The sequence below is a fragment of the Sphingobacterium alkalisoli genome (assembly GCF_005049105.1).
Classification (GTDB): domain Bacteria; phylum Bacteroidota; class Bacteroidia; order Sphingobacteriales; family Sphingobacteriaceae; genus Sphingobacterium; species Sphingobacterium alkalisoli.
Window position 1 is genome coordinate 397,340 of the sequence record NZ_SUKA01000003.1, and the last position, 25,639, is coordinate 422,978.

16 protein-coding genes are annotated in these 25,639 nt (G+C 42.2%); 10 read left to right on the forward strand and 6 right to left on the reverse strand.

Annotation, left to right across the window (positions count from 1 at the left end):
- Positions 1-15: 15 nt before the first annotated feature.
- The 5 genes from FAZ19_RS11405 to FAZ19_RS11425 form a co-directional block, all read right to left on the reverse strand.
- Positions 16-984 (reverse strand): BT_3987 domain-containing protein, encoded by a 969-nt coding sequence (locus tag FAZ19_RS11405; protein WP_169305637.1) that lies wholly within the window; start codon positions 982-984, stop codon positions 16-18.
- Between the two features lie 18 nt (positions 985-1,002).
- Positions 1,003-2,745, reverse strand: a complete 1,743-nt coding sequence (locus FAZ19_RS11410) for a RagB/SusD family nutrient uptake outer membrane protein (RefSeq protein WP_136820851.1) — start codon at positions 2,743-2,745, stop codon at positions 1,003-1,005.
- A 13-nt stretch (positions 2,746-2,758) separates the two neighbouring features.
- Positions 2,759-6,088, reverse strand: a complete 3,330-nt coding sequence (locus tag FAZ19_RS11415; protein ID WP_136820852.1) for a SusC/RagA family TonB-linked outer membrane protein — start codon at positions 6,086-6,088, stop codon at positions 2,759-2,761.
- A 161-nt stretch (positions 6,089-6,249) separates the two neighbouring features.
- Positions 6,250-7,434 carry a FecR family protein gene (locus FAZ19_RS11420; RefSeq protein ID WP_136820853.1) on the reverse strand — a complete coding sequence of 395 codons (1,185 nt, stop codon included), beginning with the start codon at positions 7,432-7,434 and terminating at the stop codon, positions 6,250-6,252.
- Between the two features lie 145 nt (positions 7,435-7,579).
- A complete protein-coding gene (locus FAZ19_RS11425; RefSeq protein ID WP_136820854.1) occupies positions 7,580-8,179 on the reverse strand; it encodes an RNA polymerase sigma factor in 600 nt (199 codons plus the stop codon).
- A gap of 301 nt (positions 8,180-8,480) precedes the next feature.
- On the opposite strand from FAZ19_RS11425, the gene FAZ19_RS11430 reads away from it, so the two are divergent.
- Both FAZ19_RS11430 and FAZ19_RS11435 read left to right on the forward strand, forming a co-directional pair.
- On the forward strand, positions 8,481-10,520 hold the full coding sequence (locus tag FAZ19_RS11430) for a hypothetical protein (protein ID WP_136820855.1): 2,040 nt from the start codon (positions 8,481-8,483) through the stop codon (positions 10,518-10,520).
- Between the two features lie 11 nt (positions 10,521-10,531).
- Positions 10,532-13,924, forward strand: a complete 3,393-nt coding sequence (locus tag FAZ19_RS11435) for a DUF11 domain-containing protein (protein ID WP_169305638.1) — start codon at positions 10,532-10,534, stop codon at positions 13,922-13,924.
- A gap of 133 nt (positions 13,925-14,057) precedes the next feature.
- Here FAZ19_RS11435 and FAZ19_RS11440 read toward each other — a convergent pair whose 3' ends face one another.
- Positions 14,058-16,307: an alpha-N-acetylglucosaminidase gene (locus tag FAZ19_RS11440; protein WP_169305639.1), complete on the reverse strand. Its 2,250-nt coding sequence runs from the start codon at positions 16,305-16,307 to the stop codon at positions 14,058-14,060.
- 385 nt (positions 16,308-16,692) lie between these two features.
- Here FAZ19_RS11440 and moaA point away from each other — a divergent pair, with 385 nt between their 5' ends.
- From moaA to FAZ19_RS11480, 8 genes are all read left to right on the forward strand, one after another.
- Positions 16,693-17,673, forward strand: coding sequence for a GTP 3',8-cyclase MoaA (gene moaA / locus FAZ19_RS11445; protein ID WP_136820858.1), 981 nt, complete (start codon positions 16,693-16,695; stop codon positions 17,671-17,673).
- Positions 17,674-17,695: 22 nt separating this feature from the next.
- Entirely contained in the window at positions 17,696-18,430 is a 735-nt protein-coding gene (locus tag FAZ19_RS11450) for a sulfite exporter TauE/SafE family protein (RefSeq protein ID WP_136820859.1), read from the forward strand.
- 13 nt (positions 18,431-18,443) lie between these two features.
- A complete protein-coding gene (locus tag FAZ19_RS11455; RefSeq protein ID WP_136820860.1) occupies positions 18,444-18,671 on the forward strand; it encodes a MoaD/ThiS family protein in 228 nt (75 codons plus the stop codon).
- 3 nt (positions 18,672-18,674) lie between these two features.
- Positions 18,675-19,772 (forward strand): ThiF family adenylyltransferase, encoded by a 1,098-nt coding sequence (locus tag FAZ19_RS11460; protein ID WP_136820861.1) that lies wholly within the window; start codon positions 18,675-18,677, stop codon positions 19,770-19,772.
- A complete protein-coding gene (locus FAZ19_RS11465; protein WP_136820862.1) occupies positions 19,769-20,209 on the forward strand; it encodes a molybdenum cofactor biosynthesis protein MoaE in 441 nt (146 codons plus the stop codon). Before FAZ19_RS11460 ends, FAZ19_RS11465 begins: the two co-directional genes overlap by 4 nt.
- A gap of 54 nt (positions 20,210-20,263) precedes the next feature.
- Positions 20,264-20,851, forward strand: coding sequence for an RNA polymerase sigma factor (locus FAZ19_RS11470; RefSeq protein WP_136820863.1), 588 nt, complete (start codon positions 20,264-20,266; stop codon positions 20,849-20,851).
- Positions 20,852-20,954: 103 nt separating this feature from the next.
- Positions 20,955-22,115 carry a FecR family protein gene (locus FAZ19_RS11475; RefSeq protein WP_136820864.1) on the forward strand — a complete coding sequence of 387 codons (1,161 nt, stop codon included), beginning with the start codon at positions 20,955-20,957 and terminating at the stop codon, positions 22,113-22,115.
- 175 nt (positions 22,116-22,290) lie between these two features.
- Positions 22,291-25,626: a SusC/RagA family TonB-linked outer membrane protein gene (locus FAZ19_RS11480; RefSeq protein WP_229707491.1), complete on the forward strand. Its 3,336-nt coding sequence runs from the start codon at positions 22,291-22,293 to the stop codon at positions 25,624-25,626.
- The last annotated feature ends 13 nt before the right edge of the window (positions 25,627-25,639 follow it).

The window sequence follows — 25,639 nt, forward strand, 5'->3', positions numbered from 1 at the left end:
TAAAATAAATAATGTTTAAAATAAATTCAGATTGGCCAAATGTGTGAACGGCATATTATTGAAATTCTTGACGATCGTAATTTTGACCTGTCGTGCGTCGTAAGATGTATTGAAAAATTGGCGCTGTATATCACTTACATTGCTAAACGATACATTCCCCACTACGGTCCATTCCTCATCTGGCTGTGTACGCACTTCTACGAGGATAACTTCGGGTCGTCCTGAATTGGAACCTGGTCTACCAACAATGCTGATCCCACGAAGTGTCTTTAACTCCCCCATATCGACGGCCAGATAATGAGGTGGCGGTGCATTACCACCATTCCAGCGGGTATGCCAGAAGCTGGAAAAATCGTCATCCAAGACGAAGATAGCTCGGCCATTATTCGGCCCCTCACCAGTCTCTTCCTCAGAAGACATGTCGCTAATAGTCCAATTACTGCGGTCGAAATCATCAAAATCAGCTAGGTTGAGTGATGCTGTGACTAGATAATACGCCGTAGCCAAACTGCGATTGATCTGGGCGTTGCCGCTTATCGTACGGATGGAAACAGGTAAAAGATACGTTTTGAACAATTCCATACCTTTAGACGGATTTATTAAAATAGACAACGGTTCTGTCGACACCGTATTGGGTGCTATCGTAGCTGCCAATGTTGTTAATTCATAGCATTCAGGAGGCAGAATCTCATATTGAGTATCATTTACCTGATTGTAGGCTACCACCGAGTCCGGATGTACTTCGAAATTAACTACTATTTCTTCCGAAGGATATTGCTCGCCACCGCCGAATCCTGCACCATAGGTCATTTTATAAATCGTATCTTTATACGTAAATCCTTTTACGACCGGGCTAACCGCCGCAGGCATATACACGAGATTGTAATTGTTTACCTCGTCGATCTTAGGTATATCTATTGTCTCGCAAGACGACATGCAGACAAAGAGAGCCATGGTTAGGCGCATTATATTTGTTACCTTCATTTTTTTATCCATTTAAATTTACCAACCTGGGTTTTGGACCAAAAGCAGACCTCTGTCTATTTCGTATTGTGAAAGAGGAAACCAGTAATAGGCCTTCCGCCAAGCGTAATGCGCTGCGACTCTACGATTAAAAAAATCGTTGCCATCAGCATCGATATTCATACCGTGTTGATCACCCATTACACCTTCTACAATTTTCCATCGCCGCACATCAAACCAACGATGACTTTCAAACGCTAACTCGACACGACGTTCATCCCGAATTTTCTGGATGAGCTGTGCTCCTGTAGGCTCGGGAAGGCCCGCTGTGCCGTATTCGGGGATCCCGGCACGCTTACGGATATAGTTGAGATAGACTAAGGCTTCCGCATCATTTCCACCATATTCGGCCAAAGCCTCCGCGTAATTTAGATAGATCTCGCCCAATCGCATCAAGACATAAGGTCTGCTCGCACTGACACCGGTGAGCCGATTCGTTTCTGGCGACACGCCTTTCAGCACGAGGTATCCCGTGTGTGAATAATCCTCGCCCCCATTTCGCTTTCCATCTCTTCCCGAATAATTGAGCTCGACAGTAATCGGATCTCTTGTGATATTTCCACCTTTGTAAGTGGTACCTTGAAACAATATGGAAGCATAAAACCGGGGCTCACGGTTCACGTACATATTATAAATTCCATCAGTAAATCCGCTTCCTTCATACAGATCAGATTCGTGAATAGATTTTCCATCTTTCATAAAATAGGAGTCGACCATCTCTTGAAGAGGAGCTACACCATTCCAGCCTCCAGCAGAACGCAACGAACAGTTATAGTCCCAATTCCATAAGCCGTTGTCTTTGCGCGCAAAGATCACTTCCGAATTCCAAGGACTCAGCAATACACCTCGGTAGGAAGCTACCGGATCCTGACTAGGATCTTCGTAAAGACTATACGTTTCGAGATCTATTACTTCTTTGGCTGCATCCGCGGCGCGCTTCCATTTTTCTTTATCGTAAGACTGAGCAATGAGCTGTGCTCCATCCTTATTCCGAAAAGAGGCCTGCTCTGTATTTCCATTATATTGCGGACTTGCCGCATAAAGTAACAAACGCGCTCTAAAAGCTAAGGCAGCACCTTTTGTAGCCCGCCCGAAGTCACGTTCATGACTATTGACGATGGGCAATACCTTTGCAGCTTCTGCGAATTCGGAAGCGATATAATCCACACATTCATCAAAGCTTGCTCGCGCACGTTGTATGTCATTATTCGTCGCGTCGGCCGGGATTTCACTATCTCCGAGCAACACACATGGCCCATACTGCCGCAGGATCAAAAAATAGTACAAGGCCCGTAGGAAGCGGGCTTCACCTTTATACTGATCGATGAGCCACTGCCCATCAATATTTAATATCTCCGTGTTTCCGTCGATATGATTCATAAAGTAGGTCGCCGAACGGATACCGTTGTAGTAGCCCTGCCATTTATAAAACGGACTACTGCCGGGCGTCCAGTTTCCAATATTCAGTTGATAGATGGTCCATTTGGCCCAAGCGATGTGCACTTCGTCCACATTACCTATCCAGGGGTGACCATTCCATTGATCACTCTCGTCAGGAACAGAATTATAGATGTTGGCAAGGTACTCTTCGGTCGGTCTCTTTTTTTGAAATACCTCTTCAATAGTTTGCCGGTCGTCAGGCACCTGATCTAAAAAGGAATCACAGGCCTGCGATACAAATAGAAGTACAACCAAACATAATGCGTTAAATATCTTTTTCATTTCATTTAGGTTTTTAAAAACGACAATCTATTCCAATATTATATGTTTTCACTAACGGATACATCGCCCCTTTACCATCTCCCAATTCGACATCCCATAGCTTAAAGCTACTAAATGTTGCCAGGTTATATCCAATACCATATATTCGGAAATTCTGTAGTCCGATTCTGTTCATCCATCCTTTATCTTTGAATGTATAGCTGACCTCAACATTTTGAAGGCGCAGGAATGCACCATTATTGATCCACCAGCTGCTATTTTCATAATTGCTATTGCTTGTCGAGGGATAAGTAAGCCGCGGATAGGTCGGGTTGGATGGGTTAGTCTCTGGAGTCCAGCGATCAACAATATCGCTAAACAGATTACCACGCGTACCTTCCTTTTGGAAAGGCTGCATCCCCTCTCCATTCGTAGATATATCCACGTTGCTGATACCCTTAAACCATACCCCAAAAGACCAGTTCTTGTAAGTAACCGAAGGACCAAATCCGTAAACAATTTCGGGCATAGAACCATATCCAATGGGAGCTTCATCGTACGAGTCTATACGACCGTCGCCATTTAAATCTTTATACTTAATGTCACCGGGTTGAATATCTCCTGTCTGTTGGGCGCTATTTTCTATTTCTTCTTCCGATTGGAACAAGCCTAATGCTATTTTACCAAATCTCTGTCCATACTTCCGTCCAATGTTTTGTTGCCAAGGATAAGGCCACAGCGCATTCGAATCTTCCTTAATGGTAGCACGGTTCCATACCATATTTCCCCTAAACTGAAGATGAACATCTTGACCGACTGCTTTTGAAAATTCCACCGTTCCATCGATACCGTGATTGAATATAGCACCTAAGTTACCATAAGGACGGTTACGGATCCCGGTATAATTCGGTAAATCTCCACGTTGCAAAAAGATACCCTCCCTGTTCTCCATGAAGTAATCAGCAATGACAGAAAGGCTCCCGGCGAGGGTTTTTAGTTCAAGACCGAAATTTGCTTTCTTTGCTTCCTCCCACGAAACGTCGATTGGATAATCCCCGATATCGAGGCCACCGAAGGAATTATTCGTGGTTTGACCAAATGAGTATCCGGTAGCGCTAGTTACCGTGGCCAAATAACCAAATCGCCGGCCGCCAATGTTGCTGTTACCTACAACACCATACGACGCGCGTAATTTGAGTAGCTGTACAAATTTGCTTGCCTGATCAAAGAAGGGTTCATTGGATACCACCCAGCCCAACCCATAAGAAGGGAAAAAACCAAAACGACTTCCTTGCTTAAAATTCTCGGCACCGTTGTATCCGATATTGAACTCGGCTAGGTAACGATCGTCGTATGCATAGGTAAACCGGGAAACAACCCCCTGCAGCCTAGACGGAATAGAAGAAATAAAATCGCCGGCAAACGCGTCCACATAATCTCGTTGATTGTATAAGAGCATGCCGGTTACATCATGTTTACCGAAAGTCTCTTGATAGTTAACTCCTGATTCGACATAGAATTGGCGGTTACCACCATTTGTGCGGCCATAGCCCAAATAGCTGGATCCAATGCGCGTTTGCTCAAATACCAACTCCCCTTCGTTGTCGCGGTGTGAAGCAAAGTAGGTGTCTACCGTTTTCGTCCGTGAGATTTGGTGGGCATTGTAATTGTCGAAGGAAAACATACCATATGCGCTCAATCCTTTTAGCATAAAATCCAAAGGTTGGGTTACCCTAATGTTTGACCATAATTGGCTATTGATATTATTAACATAGCCGCTTTGTGTAAGCATTTCATAAGGGTTACGCACTTCGCCCCTTGGCATGGCGATATACCCATTAGAATACTTTACCGGTATTACCGTGGGCGGCATAATGAAAGCAGCATCCCAGATATCACCTGCGCTCGAACCCGGATAATTGCCATTCGTGACAAAACCCATAGCTCCAAAATCAACTTTTGTATCTTTAAACAAGATCATGTTGAGATTACTTGTAAAATTAAATCGTGTAAACTTTATCTTAGAGTTATATTGTGCTAATTCGTCTGTTTTATAAAGGCCATTTTCGTCATAATAGCCTACGGAGAGGTAGTACTTCGCTCTTTCCGTTCCGCCGTTCATATTTACATTGGCTCTTCTATTTTGCCCAAAATCATTGAACATTTCGCCAAACCAGTCGATATTCGGATTCAGATCTGGATCAATACCATTGGCAGTATGTTCTATTTTTTCTTCGCTATATAACGGAGGTCTTCCGGGATATGAATTGGCGTAAGCCTCGTTAGCCATTTGGAGGTAGGTAACTCCATCAGCAAATTCAGGAACCTTCGTAAACTGCGTTATTCCTTGGTTGTACTGCACGTTGACCTTTGCTTTCCCGGCACTTCCGCGCTTTGTCTCAATAAGTATAACACCATTGGCACCGCGCATACCGTATACAGCAGTTGCCGATGCATCTTTCAAAATCGTAAAATTGGCAATATCCTCCGGATCGATATTGTTGAAAGACCGTTCGACCCCATCTACCAAAACCAGCGGACTGCTACTGGTAAACGTGGAAATACCACGGATATAAATATTGGATGCGTCATAGCCAGGTTCTCCGCTTCGCTGAACGCCGATCACACCAGCTACCCGGCCGGCAATCACACTAGAAAGGCTTCCGACAGGTTGTTTCAGATCGGCAGGTCTGATCGACGACTGGGCACCAATAGAAGTGATTTTCTTTTGCGTTCCGTAGCCCACTACGACAACCTCATCTAGGGACGAAGAATCTGCGCTGAGTGTAATATTTATTACAGGAGAATTTGCAATAGGTATTTCGAGGTCCTTATAACCTACATAACTAAATACCAATATCCCTTTCAATTGACCTATTTCGATGAAATAATCACCGTCTTTGTTTGTGCTGGTTTGTTTTTTCGTATTCTTTAGCTGTATGGAAACACCCTCCAGCGGTACGTTATCCGTATTCATCACTTTACCTCTCAATATGACGGTATCCTGCAGGTTTCGAATCTTCGGTTTATTTTTACTCGTGTATAATGTAATTAGGTTTTGTTTAATATTATATTCTATTGCCTCCTTATCAAAGATATGCTGTAAAACCAGCTCAACTTTTGTGTTGTGAAAATCTACATTTTGTCGACGAAAATTCTTAAAGTCTTCGGCATTATACATAAAACTGTAGGCCGTCTGCTTTTGGATTTCCTGCAATATTTCAAATATAGAAGCCCGTTCTTTTTTGTACGAGACGGTCTGCGCGCTCGTTGTTGCCCATATCTGAAATGAACCAAGGAATAGAATAAGGCAAGTTACTGTTTTCTTAAACAGTAGGCTTATGCATGCGTTTTTTATCTTCATTTATTTAATACCATTTAGTATAGTGGTACTCGATTAACTGTTCGTTAGTAATTATAGTAGATGGTCTGTTTAGGTGAGCAGAAATCTACCGCGGGTATGTTCTTTTCTGTTAGATTGTTATACATATTTAGGTCATATGGTTATGTGCCTCCTTTCTATCGTTATTTAGTTAAAATTAATTTATTGTCTTTAATAGTAAACTTATAGGGTGCGATTTCTTCCAAAGATTTTAAAACGGAAGAAATCGGAATATTTCGATTTATGTTCGCTGTTACAGATGCATGAAAAGATTCCGTCGCGGACTCCTTAATATCAAACCCATACCATTTAGATAAGTGATCTAACACGATTGGGAGCGAGGTTTCTTTAAACACAAAATATCCGGTACGCCAGGCCAGCACTTGCTCCATGTCGAAACGACGTACAACAAAGCTGTTACCCTTTTTATTAAACACACTTTCCTGCCCCGGTACTAAAATCGCTTTTGATCCATTAGCTTGGAGTTCAACCTTCCCTTCGACCAATGAGGTGATCGTATAACCCGATTCGGGATATGCCGTCAGATTAAAGGCTGTACCCAGCACCTTGATACGCTGTTGATCTGACTGCACCACAAACGACTTATAATCAGCCTCCCCTGCTGGAACAACTTCAAAGAAAAGCTCCCCCGTGGCACTTACTTTTCGCTCGCTTTCTGTAAAGCGGGAAGGAAAACTTAAAGAAGATTGTGCATTAAGCCATGCCGTGGATCCGTCGGGAAGCGTAATCTTATAGGTATCTTTTGCAGCCGTCACAATCGATACCATTACGGGGGCTACGTCAGACGCTTCAGCACTAGTTTCGTAAGTGATACCCCCGTCGATTTCTTTCGTTAACACGATGCCGTCTCTAACTATCTTTTCTCCTGCCTTCAGACTATCGAGGGATAATATATTCGATGTTCCGAAAGACATATAGGAGTTTGTCGAATACGGGTTATTTTGCCCCGCAAAATTCGATCGATCACGCCCGCTCCAGTCACCAGAGGAATTATACAAATAAATGCTACTGGCTATTAGACAACAACAAGCTGCTACCCACCAAGAGGTCTTCCGCAGTTGAACTATTTTCGCTGACCGTCGAGGAATTTTCAATACGTATTGATCAATTCTATGTCTCATTTTGTCATAGTCTTCGGGATCTTTTTCGCTGGCCGGCGCACTGAGGAGTACCTCATCAATCACTTCTTCCATCATATCACGATAAGCTGGGTCAGCATTTTTCGATATCAGCTGGTCCAATTCGTCCAATGTGATTTCATTCGAAATCAACTTTTCAACTAATGCTTGAAGATAATCTTTGCTCATAATTTGCAATCAGGTAAATACATAGACGCGCCATCTCTTCCCGGCCTACATAATACAATACGTTTGTCGGAAAAAAAGTACGCACACTTTTTTAATATTTTTTTGCTAGTTATGATTTTTTTGAGAAACTTGGGCCGGTTTTGGTCTATTTTTGGGTAAAAATGGCCCATATAAGGATCAGAATAAGATCTTCTTTGCGGTGCTTTTGAAGATATTCTTTTAAAAATAAATTAGCGCGGTAAATATGGGAATTTACCGACGATTTAGTCAGTCCGAATTCTTCCATAAGCTCCTTATAACTTTTCTGCTCTATCTTGAATAGAATGAAAATTTCACGTTGCAGTGCAGGAAGATGCGCTAAGGCTTCGGATATAAGTTTTTTATTCTCTTTTTGAAATAAAAGCGGTTCGATGTGGTCATAGGATTCATTTATTGCAAGGATGAGCTGATCTTTCAGCATCTGGTCGCGCTTCATTTTCCGGAACAGATCAATAATATGGTTGCGGACTATACGATTGAGATACGCTTCAAATACCTGATTGGGATCAATTTTTTTCCGATTTGACCATAATTTAGTAAAAACATCCTGTACAACTTCTTCCACGAGATCCCGCGACTTCAGGAGTTTATATGCCTGCAATATGATATTTTTTCGATAAAGTAGGTAGATTTCCTCAAATGCTTTCTCATCACCTTCCTGAAGACGGTATAAAAGCATTTTTTCCGCTTGATCTCCTTTATCCATATATTTAGGCGAAGTAAAGTAACCTTGCGAAGGTATATAAACGATTCATTATATCCAAATCAGGCCAGTTCACTGAATAGCGCACGCTAATAGACTCTACCCAGATACAGTTTATAATAGCAGGAATTCCGATCAAAAATAACCTTTTCGTTAATAGCAACGTAAGCTCAAATTTTTCCAGTACTATGTCATTCCCCAGTAAAGCTTAGATTATACTATTGCCTTAGTTACAAGATATGGAAAGAGGGGTAACAATTATTAAAAACTGTTGATATCACAGTATTAACAAATACTGAATATTATGAAAAATATTTTACTCATTTTATGCTGCCTAGCACATCTCGGAGTTCTTCGACCCACTCTAGCGCAGCACCGTCCCGAGATTTATTTGGGAGGAGGGGCGATCAGCGGACCTAAAGAGACTTATTTCGTCACAGGTAAAGGTGGCAATATAGGTTCGTATTTTCCATTCATGTCCAACCGGTTTATTTCATTAGGGATAGACTTAGGTGCGGGCTTTTTCTCTTCCAAAAATAGGACTTCGAAATCTATCGCACCGTACTTGCTTTCGGGTGTAGGCTCCCCCACTGTTGGAGTAGACTCCAGTTTAATGCCCTCACAGCACGTTCTGCGATTTGGAGCCGGACCTCGCGCAGATTTCCATGTAGGCGAGAAACTGCAGTTGAGTGCAGCAGTAGATGGTGGGATTAATATCCTTCGTCAGGATCCGATTGCATTTGATCAATATGTCGGTACAGAAGATCGTATGATCAAGAAGCGAATCTATAGCCGTGACAAAGTGGATAGTAAGTCCTTCCATGTCATGCCACGAATACGCCTTTCTTATCCATTGGGGAATAACCTGAAAGTTTGGGCTGAAGGCAATTATTCACTATCCAAATATAATTATAACGAACAACGGCTACAAACTGTGGATGTAAATGGGAACCCTATTCAAGAGTTGGGGCAATTCGTTGAAGCGGGATATGCGCCCAATAACGGCAGTGAAAGTTGGAAATCTTTTGGTGCACAAATGGGCTTAGCACTGCAATTGGGTAAACAAAAAACCAACTCATCAATGAAAACCCCAAAGAGCCAGGAGAGGATAGCGCAGACTTCTCTTCCCCGCAAAGAAGAATCGCCAAAACAGGAAGAACGCCGATCCGTGCAACCTATATCGCCAAAGAATAATAGTCAGTTCCAGTCGGATAAGGAATTGAAAGCCTTTACTTGGCGGTTGGTCGGTGGAGTTTTACCTACTGCTCAATATAGTATAGATGTAGTTCAGGTTGACGCACGTCAAGGTGCCCGTAAGAGTTATCAGGCCTTATCTTCAAAAACTGCGCTTTCCGTTCAGGAGCTAACCAAAGGATTAGGACTGGAACCGGGACAGTACCGTTGGCAGGTAACCGAGCTTACAAAAGGTTTGGTATCTACCCCACAGTTTTTTGCCATCAGCAATTGTGATATACAATTTACCATTCAAGACGAAGAGATCAGTTGTATGGGATATGTTGGAGAAAACAGAAAATACAAGATATGCTTCAGTTCGGTATATAACAGTGCATCAGGCGATCTTACGTATGTACAACCAGGTACAGGATTAACCGTTTTCGATCAGAGCTATAATTCCTTGAATTATACTTTAGTGGCCCCTCAACCTATACTAGTTACACAAGTAGGCACTTCTAGCTCGACTGTGCAGTACTGTTTTGAGGTGGAAGTGCCATCGAGTGTAACAGCTATTGGCATTGGCTTGCAGGGAGACGACCTGGATCCTGGGCCTATTTTTTGCCAACCGGGAGTTAGTACACTGATTGACAGTCTTCCCGAGTGTATATGTGAAGATTGTAAGGATATGACCTTTAACTTTGACGATATGCAGATCAATCCGGTGCAAACGGCACCGTATGCTTTTTCATTCCAGGGAAGCCTTCAGGTCAGTCAGCCGATATATGCGATAGAATTACAGGTGCTTTCGTATCAATATACAGCTAACCCTGAACCTTGTTCTGGTGGTATCACCAGTTTAGAAGAGGCGGGAATGTTATTACGGAATGGTTCTTCGATCAATGGATCTACAAATTTGAATTTCTATACCGCTGCAGGCAACTCGAATAGTAACCCAAATGCTTCGAAGGTGGTCAAGTATCTTTCTAGTTCTGCGCTCACGGGTAATATACCTATCGACTTGATCGTAGGACTTCCTGGACCGGCGGCAGGGTTTGATGCCGATTGTTGTAAGATGAATTACGAGGTTTGTTTTAAGATTGTCGTGTATTACGATCAGGCCAATTGCAAATCCTGTGTGTTCACCAAATGTTTTCAGTTTACCAATTAATTTTAAGCGTTATGAACAGTCTAATAAAAATAAAAAGCTATAGCTTACTGCTGTTTTTCATGGTCTTGTCCATTGGCAGCAGGGGGCAGATTGTGCTAAACACAGCACCACAAACAGCGAATTGTAATATAGGCACTTTTGGCGCCATGACAATCAGTGTGCCGACCGAAGCGCTTACAGGAGATAACATCCCATTAAACATAACATTACCTGGTACGATGCCCGCAAGCTGCGTAAAGATGGTAACGGTCACTACATCGAGTAATCTTCAATATCAGGTATCAGGGGCTGTACCATTTACGACGACGGCACCGCAGACCTATCAAAATACAACTCCACTAGCGGGAAACGATGGTCAAAATTTCAATCTCTTCTTTAAGTTTCCGGGCTATGTGACTTGTGATGGTACAGAAGGAACCTTTACAGTTACTGTCACGGTAGACTGCGGTGGCCAAGAGTACACTTGCACTAGTACGGTTAACGTAAAAGCCCGAGCAGCAAACTACTGGTCAGTGCAGAAAATATTTGTTAGCGGAAACCTGGTATGTGGGAATTCCCATTGGCGCATTTTTCTACAGCACAATAATCCGAATGGTTCGGGATTAGGTACTTATGCGCTTCAAGGTACATTGACCGAAAACGCACCAACACCTGTGATTTCCGGCGCATTCTTCAACGTTGCGACGATCAATCCTTCTAGCAACGGTTCGTACGGAATTTATAGTGTGTATTTGAATAATTGTATACCTGAAGGATCTACTATTACGAATAATGTAGACTATGATTTTCAATTGGGAAATGGCTCCTGCGGCACGATGAATGGCACGGCGACGGCAACATCACCAGCGATGAGTAGTCCAAATGCAAGTATTTCTTTTACCAAGCAGGTCTATAATGCTGCCAATACCAATTTAACACCAGGTTGTCAAGGACGCTTTCTGATCACTTTAACGAATAATGGAAATGTGCCGTGGACAACTATTGACGTTACCGACAATTTGAATATAGCCGGTATTACCTTGGTAGGAACACCTTCGGGTCCTGCAGGCTGGACTGTTAGCAATGCAGGAGGTATTTATACGTTCAGTAGTGGCAGCACCCAATTGAATCCAGGTCAGACGGTTTATATATGGATTCCCTTTAGTATCGATATGGGAGCTGTCGTTGGTAGTACGATCGCCAATTCTGCTCAGGTGAGCTATCAAGCTGTTGGAACAGATCCCGGAGGGCCGGGAGGAGGTTCTCCATCAACATCCTGTCCAGGCATCGACTGCCCTCAATTGGATACGTCAATACAGAATCAAACGGCGACTACCCAATTTGTCGTAGAAGAACCGCGTCCTATCCCAGCAATTAAAAAATGTATCCTTGATCCACCAAACAATTTGGTTCCACCATTATATCAGATTGGGAATACAATCCGATTTGCCGTAACGATATGGAACTCTGGCTCTGGGAATCTAAATACAGTGGTTTCGGATGCATTGTCTGCCATGGGTCAGAATCTGCAGATCGTACCTTCGTCTATACAATACGAATACTATACGGATGGGAACTTAGGATACAGCTCAAACTGTAACGTTGCTACCGGTCAATTGCAGCCTAGCCTGCCTTTCCCGGTCGTTGCAAATACCTCAGACTTACAAAATCCTACGTTTACCATAACAAATATGCCGGGTATCTGCCAAATTGGTATGGGGAATTTCCTACGTATTATATTCGATGCGACCATTCTACCCCAGTTACATGGTTCGAAAACCAATCGTGCGAGCTTGACGTACGATGGTTCTTCTCTATCTTCTGCCGTAAACTATACCGTAGATCAAGCCGGTGTATTGAGTGTAAAGAAAACGGCCGATCAAGATATCGTCGAAAACGGACAGACGTTCAACTATTTGATAGAGGTGACCAATAACGGTAGTGTGCCTCTACATACTGTCGGTATTTCGGACGCATTACCTTCCTGTGTGGAACGTGCAGGTGCTGTTACGGTAACGAATATGGCAGGAGCACTGTTACCGAGCAATAGTAGCGGAAATATACAGGTTGATGTATTGCCGTCGGTCGCATTGGCTCCCGGAGAGACCTTTACGATAACCATACCGGTGCGTAAGACGCAGGGCGCAAATTGTTGTAACGTGGGGGTGACTGCAACAGCACTAATGAGTACGAGTGGGGTGCCGCTAAGTGCCAACTACGGTAGCGAAGCCGAGCCTGCAGCCTGTGTGACGAGTTTGGAGTGCTGTGATGTTCCGGGATTTTCGGCACAATTGGTAAAGCGAAATGGGACATATTATATTCAGGTGTCAGGTGGTTCTGTACCTATACAAGAGTTGGATATTACGATGCTTGACTTCCACGCTACCTACAGCCAGGAAGATTGTAAACCAACGGATATGGGTATTTTCGGCATGTTATCGTCCAATACTGCACAGTTAGATGGATTGACCTTGTTGAACAATGGGCCTGCGGGTAGTCTAACTTGGGGGTTAGGATCTCCTACCCTAGTGAATGGACAGATCGAACTGGAGATTAGTGAACCAAATGTCCTGGATATCTCGTGTTGTGAGGTGGAGTTTACCTTCTGTCTTAAAGTGAGGGTCAAAGATGTGAATTGTAATGTCTGTGAAAAGACTATCTGCTTCACGGGAGAACCGGTAGAAGAGCCTTGTACGCTAGCAATTACGCACCTAAGCGAAGACAGAACCTTTTGTCCCGGAGAAAGCATACAATTGACCTGGTCAGGATCGACGCCGTCAGGCCTGGTGGATATCTATTTGGTTGACGGGCAAACGAATGCTACCTACCAGTTGCTGGCATCGGGTATCAGCGGTACAAATACTTTTAACTACAGTATACCAGCAAATTTTCCGTGTAGCAGTGATCGTACCTGGTATTTATTGATTAGAGATCCGCGTAGCGAATGTACGGTAGAATCTCGGAGATTTCAGATCCGGTGTTGTGCTACAGCCTGCGATTGTGGACATTGGAAGAACCACGATGTGCGTATAGGTCGACTTTTATCCAACACACCAAATCATCAATTTGAAGCAAATCTTGAACTGGCAAAGAAGGCGAAGATCGTCAATGCGGGGCAGGTTGTCCAATGTGGACGGTCGATCAAGTTAAAGAAAGGTAATTATAGTATTACGTCACCTGATTTTGTTTGTCAGCCAGAAAGTTGCATGGCAAGTTATCAGTGGGAAATACATGGACCGAATGGTGTAATCGCAAATGGTATTGGCAAAACCTTTCAACATCAATTCGTAACTACAGGAACCTATAAAGTCATTTTTACGCCTATCTGTGGAGGCAACAAATGTGAACCATGTACCATAGAGATAGTTATTTCTCACTCTATTGGGACAACATTTCCTTATGAGGAGATTCTCCTGCCAAATTAAGTTGACAAGCGATTAAATAGTTTATTTTTTACAGACGGCTCCCGAAAGGCAGCCGTCTTTTTTATATTTTCAATTAGTAAAACTTTGAACTCATCACATGCTATCTGTAGATTCCGGCTCATCACTAATGCCTTTACAGTCCAAAATTCTTGGGCTCCTCAGGTTGCGGGAGTAATTCGCCTAAGTATTCGGCTTGCAAAGCGAGTGGTACCACCTGCTTGGATTCACCTCGCATGATTGGCCACCACTTCGTGTATAATCTTTTAGCTATCTCGATACTATCGCCTACTGGTATAGATGCATAGGTTGCATGTTCCTCAGTCCATGACTTTTCCCACGAAGACAAGGCGTCGAAGAAAGGATGCGCATTGTTTGCCGGCCGGCCGTAAGATTTTCGTAGTTTTCGCTCGTGATACCGTTTGTTGGGATTCTCAGGTTGCTCAAGGAGGTAATCAATGAACATTTTCCACCGAGGCAAGTAGAATCCCTTGATTAAACCAGACCATTGTCTGTTCGAATAGTCAAAAAACAATGCATTCGGTGTTACCGGCCCCCATACCGTTATTAATGTCCTCGCTGCCTGTTCATAGCGGTTCTCTTCTTCTTCATGATTACCCCATTTTCGCGCATCTGTAAGCCACTTGCCCAACAAAAACTCTTCGCGCGTTGCCAAAAGGTCATCTAGATCTTCCATTAGGTCGATAAACTGCTCGCCGGCTTTTTGAAGTGCGTCGCGATCTTTACTTTTATAGGCGATACTTATTTCTTGATGTAATAGTAAAGATAAATCTGCAAGACACTGCCTTGCAATATCTACCACATCATACTGAAATGTATGTTTCGCACCTAGTTCATCTGCAGCTTTCAGCATTTCGTCCCATGCCGACCACAGATCTATTAATTTATAATCCCTTACCATATCACCATTCATCGATACGCTAGGCGTATACAAGGCAGGACGAGCACATATAGGCGATTCCATGGAGATAATCTTTACCTTTTTTTGTTGGTATACTGTCGATAGCATTATTTCCCAAGCACGTGCGGCCGCGGTTGGGAGACTTCCGTAGCGGGCGGTAGCATATTGCTTCGTCCAGCTAGATACGTCCTGAACTTCCTGGTGCCATGCTATTTCCGTGGCCGCTTGATAAATGATTGGATTATGCTCGATTGCTTCGGGAAAAATCCCTAATCCTTGCACATTCTGGGCTGCCGGTAAACGCTTCAAACGCAGCGCATGGCTCAGAAAATGAGCTAGATTGCCGCCAAGATAACTCCGTCCGCCGAAATTGTGCATCATACCGACCACCCAAGGCCTGCCCCAATAGCTTTCATGTTTTTTCCAATTTGTTCCAGTGAGGGCCATCATGAGTGTACGATTCTTTGGAACGGCTCGCAACAAACCCTGCCTAAGCGACCAGGTCTGAATCACTAATACAGCATCAGGATCAATATTGTTAATGGCCGAAAAGATGGCATTTCCCGCATGTTCAAGATAATCTGCTGTCTTAATCGGCGGCTGACTTTCATGGAATGGATCGACGGAATAATAGTGATCTGTACCGAAAAGTTTATATTGTTCTTCTACAAATATTTCAGCTATTTGCACAAACAACGGATCCAATGGATCGATCTGTGCTGTTTCGAAAGTCGATATCCAATCCGTTTTATAGATTTTAGCTTCGGGATAAAATTTTGTAAGCGCAGTAGGTACGTATCCGCTGAAGCCCTTAAGGATGGTCTTCATTCCCAGTTCACGCTCTCTGCCAATTATTTTCTGTCCTAACTCCAGATGCCGATCTATCCAATCTTGAGACAGTGGCCCCATCCATCCTTCGAGGTTATCCATCCACTGCCACGCAAAGTAGGCTGGTCCAACCAGGAAATTTCTAATCGAATTATCATCCATTCCCAAACGGCGTAGCGTATTTTGCCAGACTGCTTCGAGCCCGGTAATCGCTAATGGCATGTTAATACCATGCAAGGCCATCCAATCGATCTCCCGCTCCCATCGTTCCCAATCCCACCAAGGCATGGAATAACTAAATGTACAGTAATTTAGGTACGAACGGATGTTGAATTCAGTACTACGTACAATTGGATCGAAATTAGTTGGCAAGAGATCCGGTAATTCCAACTGGTCGCTATTCCATGAGATATGACAATTACACAGATACTTTAAATACCAATGTAATGCGGATGCTACCGAAACTGGATTGTTGCCCTTAAGAACAACCTTTCCATCCTTTGGTATGATCTCAAAAAAATCTTCTCCTTCTTCATCGGAATTTGGAATGAGGACTTCAAAATATTCTGCTTTGTTGGGTAATAGTCTTTTAATTAATGCTTCGGCTGCGCTTGTATAGTTTTCGTTTTTTATCATATCCATTAATTTACTAACAAAAGCGTACAATCTATGTTTTAATTTTAAAAAAATAGATTAATCTAAGTTATTTATTAATCATGTACGCAAGCATTCGAACTTTCAACAAACAAACCCCACCCTGTTAAAAATTCCACCAAACACACCATATAAAGATAAAATTTAAGCTAAATAAACTATAAACAATAAATAATTACACATTAAATCTGAATTATCTAAAAAACAACAAAAAATACTACTTATATCATATAAAAAATATAAAATATCGGAAATATTATACATAAAAATTGATAAACATCATTTTATTGTTGTATTTTTGAAAACATATAGACAATATAACTACACACTTGTGAAATAGACAGCAAATAATACTCAACTAATCGACATGTTAATAGATCAATTTGGTAGAACACATAATTATCTTCGGATTTCATTAACAGACAATTGTAATCTCCGTTGTTTTTATTGCATGCCCGAAGAGAAATATGATTTTACTCCTCCTTCAAGGCTTATGCAAGTAGAGGAGATTGATCGGTTAGCTCATATATTTGTTCAGCAAGGTGTAAATAAAATCAGGATTACCGGGGGTGAACCTTTTGTACGTAAAGATGCGGCCCAAATTATTTTCAACCTAGGTAAATTACCAGTGCAATTAACCTGCACCACCAATGGAATACGAGTTGATGACTTACTTCCCGAGATCCTTCAAGCTAATTTCCACAGTATCAACATAAGCCTTGACACGCTACAACCTGATAAATTTCTAAAAATAACCCGCCGGGATTTATTTCATAGGGTCAGCAAGAACATTGATCTGCTATTGGCTAATAATATTACAGCCAAGATCAATGTGGTATTAATGAAAGGAATTAATGATGATGAAATTTGCGATTTTATAGAATTTACAAAAGCATATCCTGTAGAAGTTCGTTTTATTGAGTTTATGCCTTTTTGCGGGAATAAATGGAGTAGCAATCAGGTAATGACCCAAAAGGAGATATTAGATACCATCGGTGAAAAATATGCTTTCACATCCAAACAGATCGGAATTCACGATACGGCAAAAGGATATACTATTACAGGCCATAAGGGTAGTTTTGCCATTATCTCTACAATGAGTGAACCCTTCTGTGGTGGCTGTAACCGAATGAGGCTTACCGCTGATGGAAAATTGAAAAATTGTTTGTTTTCAAAACAGGAGACGGATCTTCTTACCCCATTAAGACAGGGAAAAGAAATTTTGTCTATTATTCAACCAGCTATTTGGTCTAAGGAAAAAAAACAGGGTGGTCAACTAAATGGGACATTTGAAAATATAGATGCAGAAGTTATTCAAAACCGAAGTATGATAACAATAGGCGGATGATGGAGAGTACAGGTAATATAATATGGATATAGAACCTTTTTACATCTTATTATTTATTGTGGCAGCATTGTATGCAGCGGTAGGACACGGTGGTGCAAGCGGCTATCTTGCATTAATGGCATTATATGGCGCCGCACCGCAGGAAATGAAACCGACAGCACTCGTACTTAATCTCTTTGTATCGCTGACCGCATTTATCCAATACTACAGAGATGGTCATTTTAAAATTCGTACGTTTATTCCCATTGCGATTGCTTCCATTCCCTTCGCTTTTGTCGGTGGAATGATTAATATGGAAGATGCATTATACAAACGTATTTTGGGTGTTTTACTACTCTTCCCGGTTATTCGTTTTTTCTTTTTTAGGAGTCCAAAAGATGACGAATTAAAAGACCCGAACCTATACCTGTCTCTGGTATTTGGTGGGTTTATAGGCTTGTTATCTGGGATGATCGGAATAGGCGGTGGTATTTTGTTATCTCCGGTTTTGATTCTATTGAAATGGACAAACCAAAAGCAAACCGCGGCTATAAGTGCGGCTTTCATTTTCGTCAACTCCGTTTCCGGTTTAGCTGGTATGCTCACACAAGATATTGCCTTCACAAGCAATATGTGGATGTATATCATTTTCGCATTTATGGGAGGGTTAGCGGGAGCTTATTTTGCATCCAAGAAACTAAACCAAAATGGATTAAAATATGTACTAGCAGTCGTGTTGTTGGTTGCTGCTTTTAAATTATTATTTACAACCGCATAGATATGAAAGAATTATGGGTATAAAAGTTATGGCTTTTGGTAGGTTAAAGGAAATTTTACTTTCAGATCTGAATATCGATGCTGAAAGCACAGACAAATTAATGGAGAACCTCTATGCGGAATTTCCGATGCTAAGCCATCTAAAATTGCGTATTGCAGTGAACCAAAAAATTATTTCAGGTAACACAAAACTGGAGAGTAACGATATCGTGGCTTTAATGCCGCCCTATTCAGGAGGATAAGCTATGTTAGATCTAGAGCGATACGACAGACAACTAAAACTGCATGGATTTGGCATGGAAGGCCAACAAAAACTTGCTTCAGCCCGCGTTCTTATCATAGGAGCTGGAGGGCTTGGGTGTCCGGTACTTCAATATCTAGCTGCTGCTGGCGTGGGAAATATTGGTATTGTAGACGATGACGTGATCGCTCTCAGCAATCTGCAACGACAAGTGTTATACACGACTAACGATGTAGGTAAATTGAAAGCTGAAGTTGCATCCAGCAGACTTAGATCAATGAATCCGGATATCAGCATAAGAGTGATTTCGGAACAGATGAACACCAAAAATATCATCGAACTATTATCAGATTACGAATTAATCGTGGACTGTACCGATAATTTCCCCACACGGTATCTGATTGATGATGCTTGTAGGTTGATGGAGAAGACGTTGGTCTTTGGCGCTATTTATCAATACGAGGGTCAGGTTGCAGTCTTCAATATCCCCAATGATGAAGGCTTGAAAACGAGCTATAGAAATCTTTTTCCTGAACCACCACGGCCATCAGAAGTTCCAGATTGTAATGATGCCGGCGTATTGGGAGTTTTGACAAGTATGATCGGAACAATACAAGCAACAGAAGTTATTAAATTGATAACAGGTATCGGAAATTCACTATCCAATAAGCTACTTACTATCAACTTGTTAAACTATCAAACGATATTGCTTGATATCCCCGCGCAGATAACGTCGAGCATTGCATATCCCACCTCCTTAGCGGACCTTCAACTGACGGATTATAATCTTCATTGCGGAATGAAATCTGAAAGAAGTGAAACAATTTGTCCGTCATCCCTTTATGAAATGGCAAACCTTCCAGATACGGTGATCATCGATGTTCGTGAGCCAGGGGAATACCCCAAGCTCGGATTCCCTCATTTAGCCATACCCTTGTCTAATTTAACAGAAAAGGCGACTCAGATTCAGCAACAAAATATTATTGTAATCTGCCAGTCCGGTAAGCGGAGTTTCATAGGAATGAAATTGTTGCATGAGCAGTTAGGGAAAGCTTACAAAATCAGCCACCTAGACGGAGGTATCAATAATTTAAAAGAATGAATAAAGTTAAAAAAATATTTCAAAATAGCGCTATCTCGCCACGCTCGATCGCAGAAAGTATCGCTAGGCATGCTTCTAAAACGGATATTGGCGCGCACCAGATTTTCTTAGGACAGATCAGATCCGACGTGATAGAAAATAAAAAGGTTAAAGCCATAGAATATACCGCCTATGAAGATTTGGCATTAAACAAAATGACCGAGATCAGGGAGGATATCTTTGCAAAATACCAACTTACCTGTATGCACATATACCATAGTCTTGGAGTCGTACATGCGGGAGAGATATGCCTGTTTGTTTTCACCTCTTCAAAGCACAGGAATGATGCGACCTTAGCCTGCAGTGAGGTCGTCGAACGGATAAAAAATGAACTGCCGATCTGGGGTAGAGAAATTTTTGAAGACGATACGCACCAATGGAAAACAAATGTATTTTAATTGCATATAAAATCAACTTTCTCTAAGTTTGTACGGTAGGTACCTACATGAGTAATGGTGGATTATAAAATTTATGGTGATCAAGAGCTAGTTCAACTGATGCGTAGCGGTGATGAGCGTGTATTAATCGAGATATATGATCGCTATTGGGAAAAAATGTTGGCTGTTGCGTTTAACAGGTTGGGTAATCAAGAGGAGGCGGAAGAATGTGTGCAAGATGTACTGTATAAATTATGGAAATTACGCGAAAATTTTTCATTGGTTAAAGATGAACTCGCTAACTATCTGGCTCGTGCCATACGCAATCAATCATTTAATATCTTAGATCGTCGCTATCGCGAAAGACTAAAGGCAGAAGGATTTCCCCCAGCCGAAGAGATAAATCTTCATACGCCAGAACATGAGTTGATTATGCGAGAATTAGAGCAACAGATCGATAGTGTAATCCGTTCCTTGCCTGCACAATGCAAATTGGTATTTACCTTAAGCCGACATGAAGGCTTTTCGACGAAGGAAATCGCTGAAAAATTACAACTTTCAGAAAACACGGTTAAATCTCATCTCAAGAAAGCTAATAAAGACATACGCAACAACACGAAATTATTGACCACACTTGTATTTATCCCTATTTTTTTTCAATAATCAACCCTTTAAAGTCACTTTTAATAAAAAAGCAATAAAAATACGAGTTCGACTCACCCTCCCCCTTTATTTTTCTGTCTATATAAGTAGATAGGCAAAAATAATGACCCAAGATCCGAAATACATTGAAAAATTAGTTCACAAATTCAATAATGGCAGTATAAATACCGATGAATTGCACGCTTTAGCGAATTGGTATACCAGTCATAGTGATAATGAAGTGACTATTCCATTAACCGAAGAAGAGAGCAGCGATCATTTGAAGGCTCGCGTACTAAATGGACTACTTAAGAAAATAAATGAAGACAAGCCGAAAGGTCATTACCGGATACGTAAATTTTATTGGATCGCCGCCGCCGCCGCAGTTTTAATCGCATTTATTGGCCTTTGGACGAATGAAGTCTATATACATAAGGAAGTAGCTTCCCCTGTAATTAGTACGAAAATCGAACCAGGCGGGAACAAAGCAACACTTACATTAGCCGATGGGAGTCAAATCAACCTAAGTAATGCACAAGATGGCATTGTGATGAGTGACGGGATCAGCTACAATGACGGTACCCGAGTGACGGACGAAGGATCACTCAAGGAGCCTCACGGTACAGCGCCAAAGATGGTCTTACAAACACCTCGTGGAGGTACATATCAAATTACCTTGCCTGATGGCACACAGGTATGGCTAAATGCAGCGTCATCTTTAAAATATCCGACATATTTTAAAGATGAGCAGCGCATAGTTGAGTTAGACGGGGAAGCATATTTCAATGTTACTTCAGCATACCGTAAAGATGGTTCAAAGGTCCCTTTCAAAGTAGTCAGCAAACAACAAGATATTGAAGTGCTAGGTACGCAATTTAATATATCAGCCTATGCCGATCAATCCGTTAGCAAAACGACACTAATAGAAGGGAAAATTGCTATAGCAGACAAGCAAAAACGAATAATATTGTCCCCCGGAAGCCAGGCCATCACTAACCAGGCAGGTACACGCTTGCAAGAAGTTAACGTACGTAATTATACCGCTTGGCGCGACGGAAAGTTTAGCTTCGATGGTAAATCTTTTGCTGAGGTAATGACTGAAATTGGCCATTGGTATGATCTGACCATTGCCTATGAAGGAAAAGTTCCAGCTGTCGAATTAGCAGGCGATGCCTTCCGCAATCAAAACATAGGCCTGGTCCTGCGTGTACTCGACGTCGCCGACATTAACTATAGCTTAGATACCGCGACGCGCAAGCTTATCATCAAAGGAAAGAAAATATAACACTTAAAAATCTAAATGCCTATGAAATAACACGAACCATCAATCCAAACAGATTGTACGTCAAATCAAAAAAAGAAGGAAAGGACTGCCATCCTTTCCCCTACGATCTGATTTGCGACAATTACCTAAACATTACAAGCAGATATTGCACCAACCAAAATCAACGGTAAAATTAATGAATATAAATTACTTAACACGAGTGATGAAGATCATCATGTTTTTAATGATAGCTGGCTTGTTAACAGCAAGTGCTTCCAGCTATTCTCAACAAATTAGCTTAAGGGGGAAAAACATTCCCTTTAGCAGCATCTTAGAGGCTATCCGACAGCAAACAGGCTATACTGTATTCAGTTCCAAAAGCGTTTTAGAATCAGCAAAGCCTGTCGATATAGATGCTCGTGGCATGAGCTTGGTCGATTTTTTGGATCAAGTAACTGCAAATCAAACCATTGTTTATCAGCTCGAAGATAAAACCATTTCACTGTTGCGAAAAACACAACGTCCAGCAGTCCTTGTTTCCAAATCCGATGTACAACAGAGATATATTCTCGGAGTGGTGCAGCATGCCGAAACCAAAGAACACCTAGAAGGTGTTACAGTACAGGTTAAAGGAGCTAAGCTGAGCAGTAGTACCGATGCAAAGGGACGGTTTCGACTCGCGTTGCCCTCCGGGACAGGCAGAACATTTTTAGTTTTTACATATATAGGAATGAAGGCGTTGGAAATGGAGTATCAAGATCAAGAAAACTTATTCATCCAGTTGGAACCCGCTGCCGATGCCATTAAAGATGTAGTCATTACCGGTATTTATCAACGTGACCGCGAAAGTTTCACCGGATCTGCGGCGACCTACACGGCCAAGGAATTGAGCATGGTCGGCAATCAGAATGTGCTCCAAAGCCTAAAAACCCTAGATCCGTCTTTTGCTATCATAGACAACAACCTTTTCGGATCCGATCCTAATCGTATGCCCGATATAGAGATCCGTGGAAAAAGTAGCGTGATCGGGCTTACGGACGAGTTTGAAACTAACCCGAACCAACCTTTGTTCATACTAGATGGATTTGAGAGTACCCTTTCTATAATTTCTGATTTGAGTATGGATCGTGTTGAGAGTATTACTTTACTAAAAGATGCGGCGGCGGCAGCAATCTACGGATCCAAAGCGGCCAATGGAGTAGTTGTGGTAGAAACCAAGCGCCCTACACCAGGGCAGTTGCGTGTTAATTATACGCTTAACGGAAATATAAGTTTTGCAGATCTTACGGACTACAATTTGATGAATGCACAGGAAAAACTCCAGTTTGAACTATTATCCGGTTTTTACGGTTTGCTCAATTCAGATGGAAAGATTATTCTAGGCGCCAATCTAAATAGCGAAGCCAATTATCTAGATCGTCTCAAAGAGGTACAACGTGGTGTTAATACATATTGGCCCAATGAACCCCTTCGTACTGCACTTACACAACGGCACACATTGTTTGCTGAAGGAGGAGATGCCAATCTGCGTTACAGCGTGTCTTTCAACCACGGGATTACCAATGGGGTAATGAAAGGATCCGATAGGCAGGCTACTAACGGGAATGTACGCATATTATATCGAAGAGGAAATGTATCCTTTACAAATTCGTTGAGTCTCGATAACGTAATTGCCAATAAGGAAACTTCACCCTTTTCTGACTTTTCGCGAGCCAATCCCTATCACCGTAAATACAATGCCGATGGTTCGGTGAAAATGTTGTTGGAGGATTTTAGTGCTACACGATCTGGTGAGGCTCCGGTATACAGTCCGCTTTATGATGTGAGCAATCTAAATATAAATGAAGAAGGATCGCAAGGATTTACGAACAACTTCGAAATGGAATGGCGAGCGCTAGAATCTTTGCGCGTCCGCGGTCGTTTAGGTCTTCGAAGCTTTTCGACACGTGATGAAGTATTCCGCTCCCCTTTTAATACCGAATTTCTTAATACAGATCCTTTGGAGCGGGGCCGCTACCGGGAGACAAACGGTAAAAATATGAATTACGATGGCGACCTCGCTGTCACCTATGGTAAGCTGTTTGCAGAAAAGCACATGCTCAATGCCGTGATAGGTGGGCGTATGGAACAAGCTACGCGCCAACGGAGTGCATATCAGGTTTTTGGTTTTGTCGATGATGAGTTCTCCAATCCCAATTTCGCACTGGGTTATCGTGCCGGACAGCGTTCCGATTTTAGTGAATCAAAACGTCGTGGCGCCAGCTTTTTTTTAAATATGGGTTATTCCTATGATCAGCGTTTTCTAGCCGATGCGACGCTACGTTCGGATGGGGCTTCAGTGTTTGGTGCAGAAAGACAATTTTCAAATATCTGGTCTTTCGGGTTGGCTTGGAATCTGCACAATGAAGGGAACATCAAAGATTTAGGGTGGATCGATCAGTTACGTATTCGCGGATCTATCGGGAACCCCGGCAATCAAAACTTTGACGACTATATCTCCATGCGGATTTACCGTTACAACAATGAAAATCGTAATCCCTTTGGAGCGAGTACGATAGTGAGTAATATGGGGAATAGAAATTTGAAATGGCAGACAACCCTAGACCGTAATATAGGTTTCGATTTCGTCACCTTTGCAAACCGCTTACGTTTCAACATCGACTATTTTGTAAAAAGTACAGATCCGTTATTGGTACAGGTATCTTTGCCATCTTCTACGGGTGTTTCCACGGCTTCTCAAAATATTGGCGAGCAGGTGACAAGGGGATTCACGGTAACCAGTGATTATACCTTAATCCAGCATAGGCAGTTCAATTGGCGTATCAATCTTAATATGCGACAACTTAACGCAGAATATAGCAATATCGGAAACCAACTGAATAATTTTAATCAAACGAATAGAAGCCGTAATCTCGTACGGTATTACGACGGGGGTAGCCCTTCTGATCTATGGGCCGTACGCTCCGTAGGGATAGACCCCGCTACCGGGCGCGAGATCTTCTTAAACAAGAACGGCGAGCAGACTTTTGTTTATAATTTTCAGGACGAAGTCGTCGTAGGGAACAGTGACCCAGATCTGGAGGGCGTTATAGGTACCAATATTTTTTACAAGGGATTTTCTGCGTCCATCAATCTAAGATATCGTGTAGGCGGACAAGCCTTTATGCAGACTTTATACGAAAAAGTAGAAAATATCTCCTCTAGAAATGTAGTACTTAATCAGGACAAGCGTGCACTATATGATCGATGGAAACAACCTGGCGATGATGCTAAATTCAAAGCGATTTCCAGGACCGAACAAACACCGATATCATCGCGATTTGTCGAAGACAACGACATGTTGATTGGGGAATCCTTTTCTATCGGTTATGAGAGTATGAACGCTCCCTGGCTCAAATCAATCCGTGCATCCTCGGTGACTTTTCGGGCATATATGAATGACATTTTCCATATCTCGACGATCAAAAATGAAAGAGGCATAGACTATCCATTTGCACGTTCGGTTTCCTTTTCGGCGGGCGTTCGTTTTTAAGAAAAAAAAGAAA

Excerpts from the sequence above, each read along its gene's own strand:
- FAZ19_RS11405 (WP_169305637.1), bottom strand. The coding sequence starts at position 984 with ATGAAGGTAACAAATATAATGCGCCTAACCATGGCTCTCTTTGTCTGC.
- FAZ19_RS11410 (WP_136820851.1), bottom strand. The coding sequence starts at position 2,745 with ATGAAAAAGATATTTAACGCATTATGTTTGGTTGTACTTCTATTTGTA.
- FAZ19_RS11415 (WP_136820852.1), bottom strand. The coding sequence starts at position 6,088 with ATGAAGATAAAAAACGCATGCATAAGCCTACTGTTTAAGAAAACAGTA.
- FAZ19_RS11420 (WP_136820853.1), bottom strand. The coding sequence starts at position 7,434 with ATGAGCAAAGATTATCTTCAAGCATTAGTTGAAAAGTTGATTTCGAAT.
- FAZ19_RS11425 (WP_136820854.1), bottom strand. The coding sequence starts at position 8,179 with ATGGATAAAGGAGATCAAGCGGAAAAAATGCTTTTATACCGTCTTCAG.
- FAZ19_RS11430 (WP_136820855.1), top strand. The coding sequence starts at position 8,481 with ATGAAAAATATTTTACTCATTTTATGCTGCCTAGCACATCTCGGAGTT.
- FAZ19_RS11435 (WP_169305638.1), top strand. The coding sequence starts at position 10,532 with ATGAACAGTCTAATAAAAATAAAAAGCTATAGCTTACTGCTGTTTTTC.
- FAZ19_RS11440 (WP_169305639.1), bottom strand. The coding sequence starts at position 16,307 with ATGATAAAAAACGAAAACTATACAAGCGCAGCCGAAGCATTAATTAAA.
- moaA (WP_136820858.1), top strand. The coding sequence starts at position 16,693 with ATGTTAATAGATCAATTTGGTAGAACACATAATTATCTTCGGATTTCA.
- FAZ19_RS11450 (WP_136820859.1), top strand. The coding sequence starts at position 17,696 with ATGGATATAGAACCTTTTTACATCTTATTATTTATTGTGGCAGCATTG.
- FAZ19_RS11455 (WP_136820860.1), top strand. The coding sequence starts at position 18,444 with ATGGGTATAAAAGTTATGGCTTTTGGTAGGTTAAAGGAAATTTTACTT.
- FAZ19_RS11460 (WP_136820861.1), top strand. The coding sequence starts at position 18,675 with ATGTTAGATCTAGAGCGATACGACAGACAACTAAAACTGCATGGATTT.
- FAZ19_RS11465 (WP_136820862.1), top strand. The coding sequence starts at position 19,769 with ATGAATAAAGTTAAAAAAATATTTCAAAATAGCGCTATCTCGCCACGC.
- FAZ19_RS11470 (WP_136820863.1), top strand. The coding sequence starts at position 20,264 with ATGGTGGATTATAAAATTTATGGTGATCAAGAGCTAGTTCAACTGATG.
- FAZ19_RS11475 (WP_136820864.1), top strand. The coding sequence starts at position 20,955 with ATGACCCAAGATCCGAAATACATTGAAAAATTAGTTCACAAATTCAAT.
- FAZ19_RS11480 (WP_229707491.1), top strand. The coding sequence starts at position 22,291 with ATGAATATAAATTACTTAACACGAGTGATGAAGATCATCATGTTTTTA.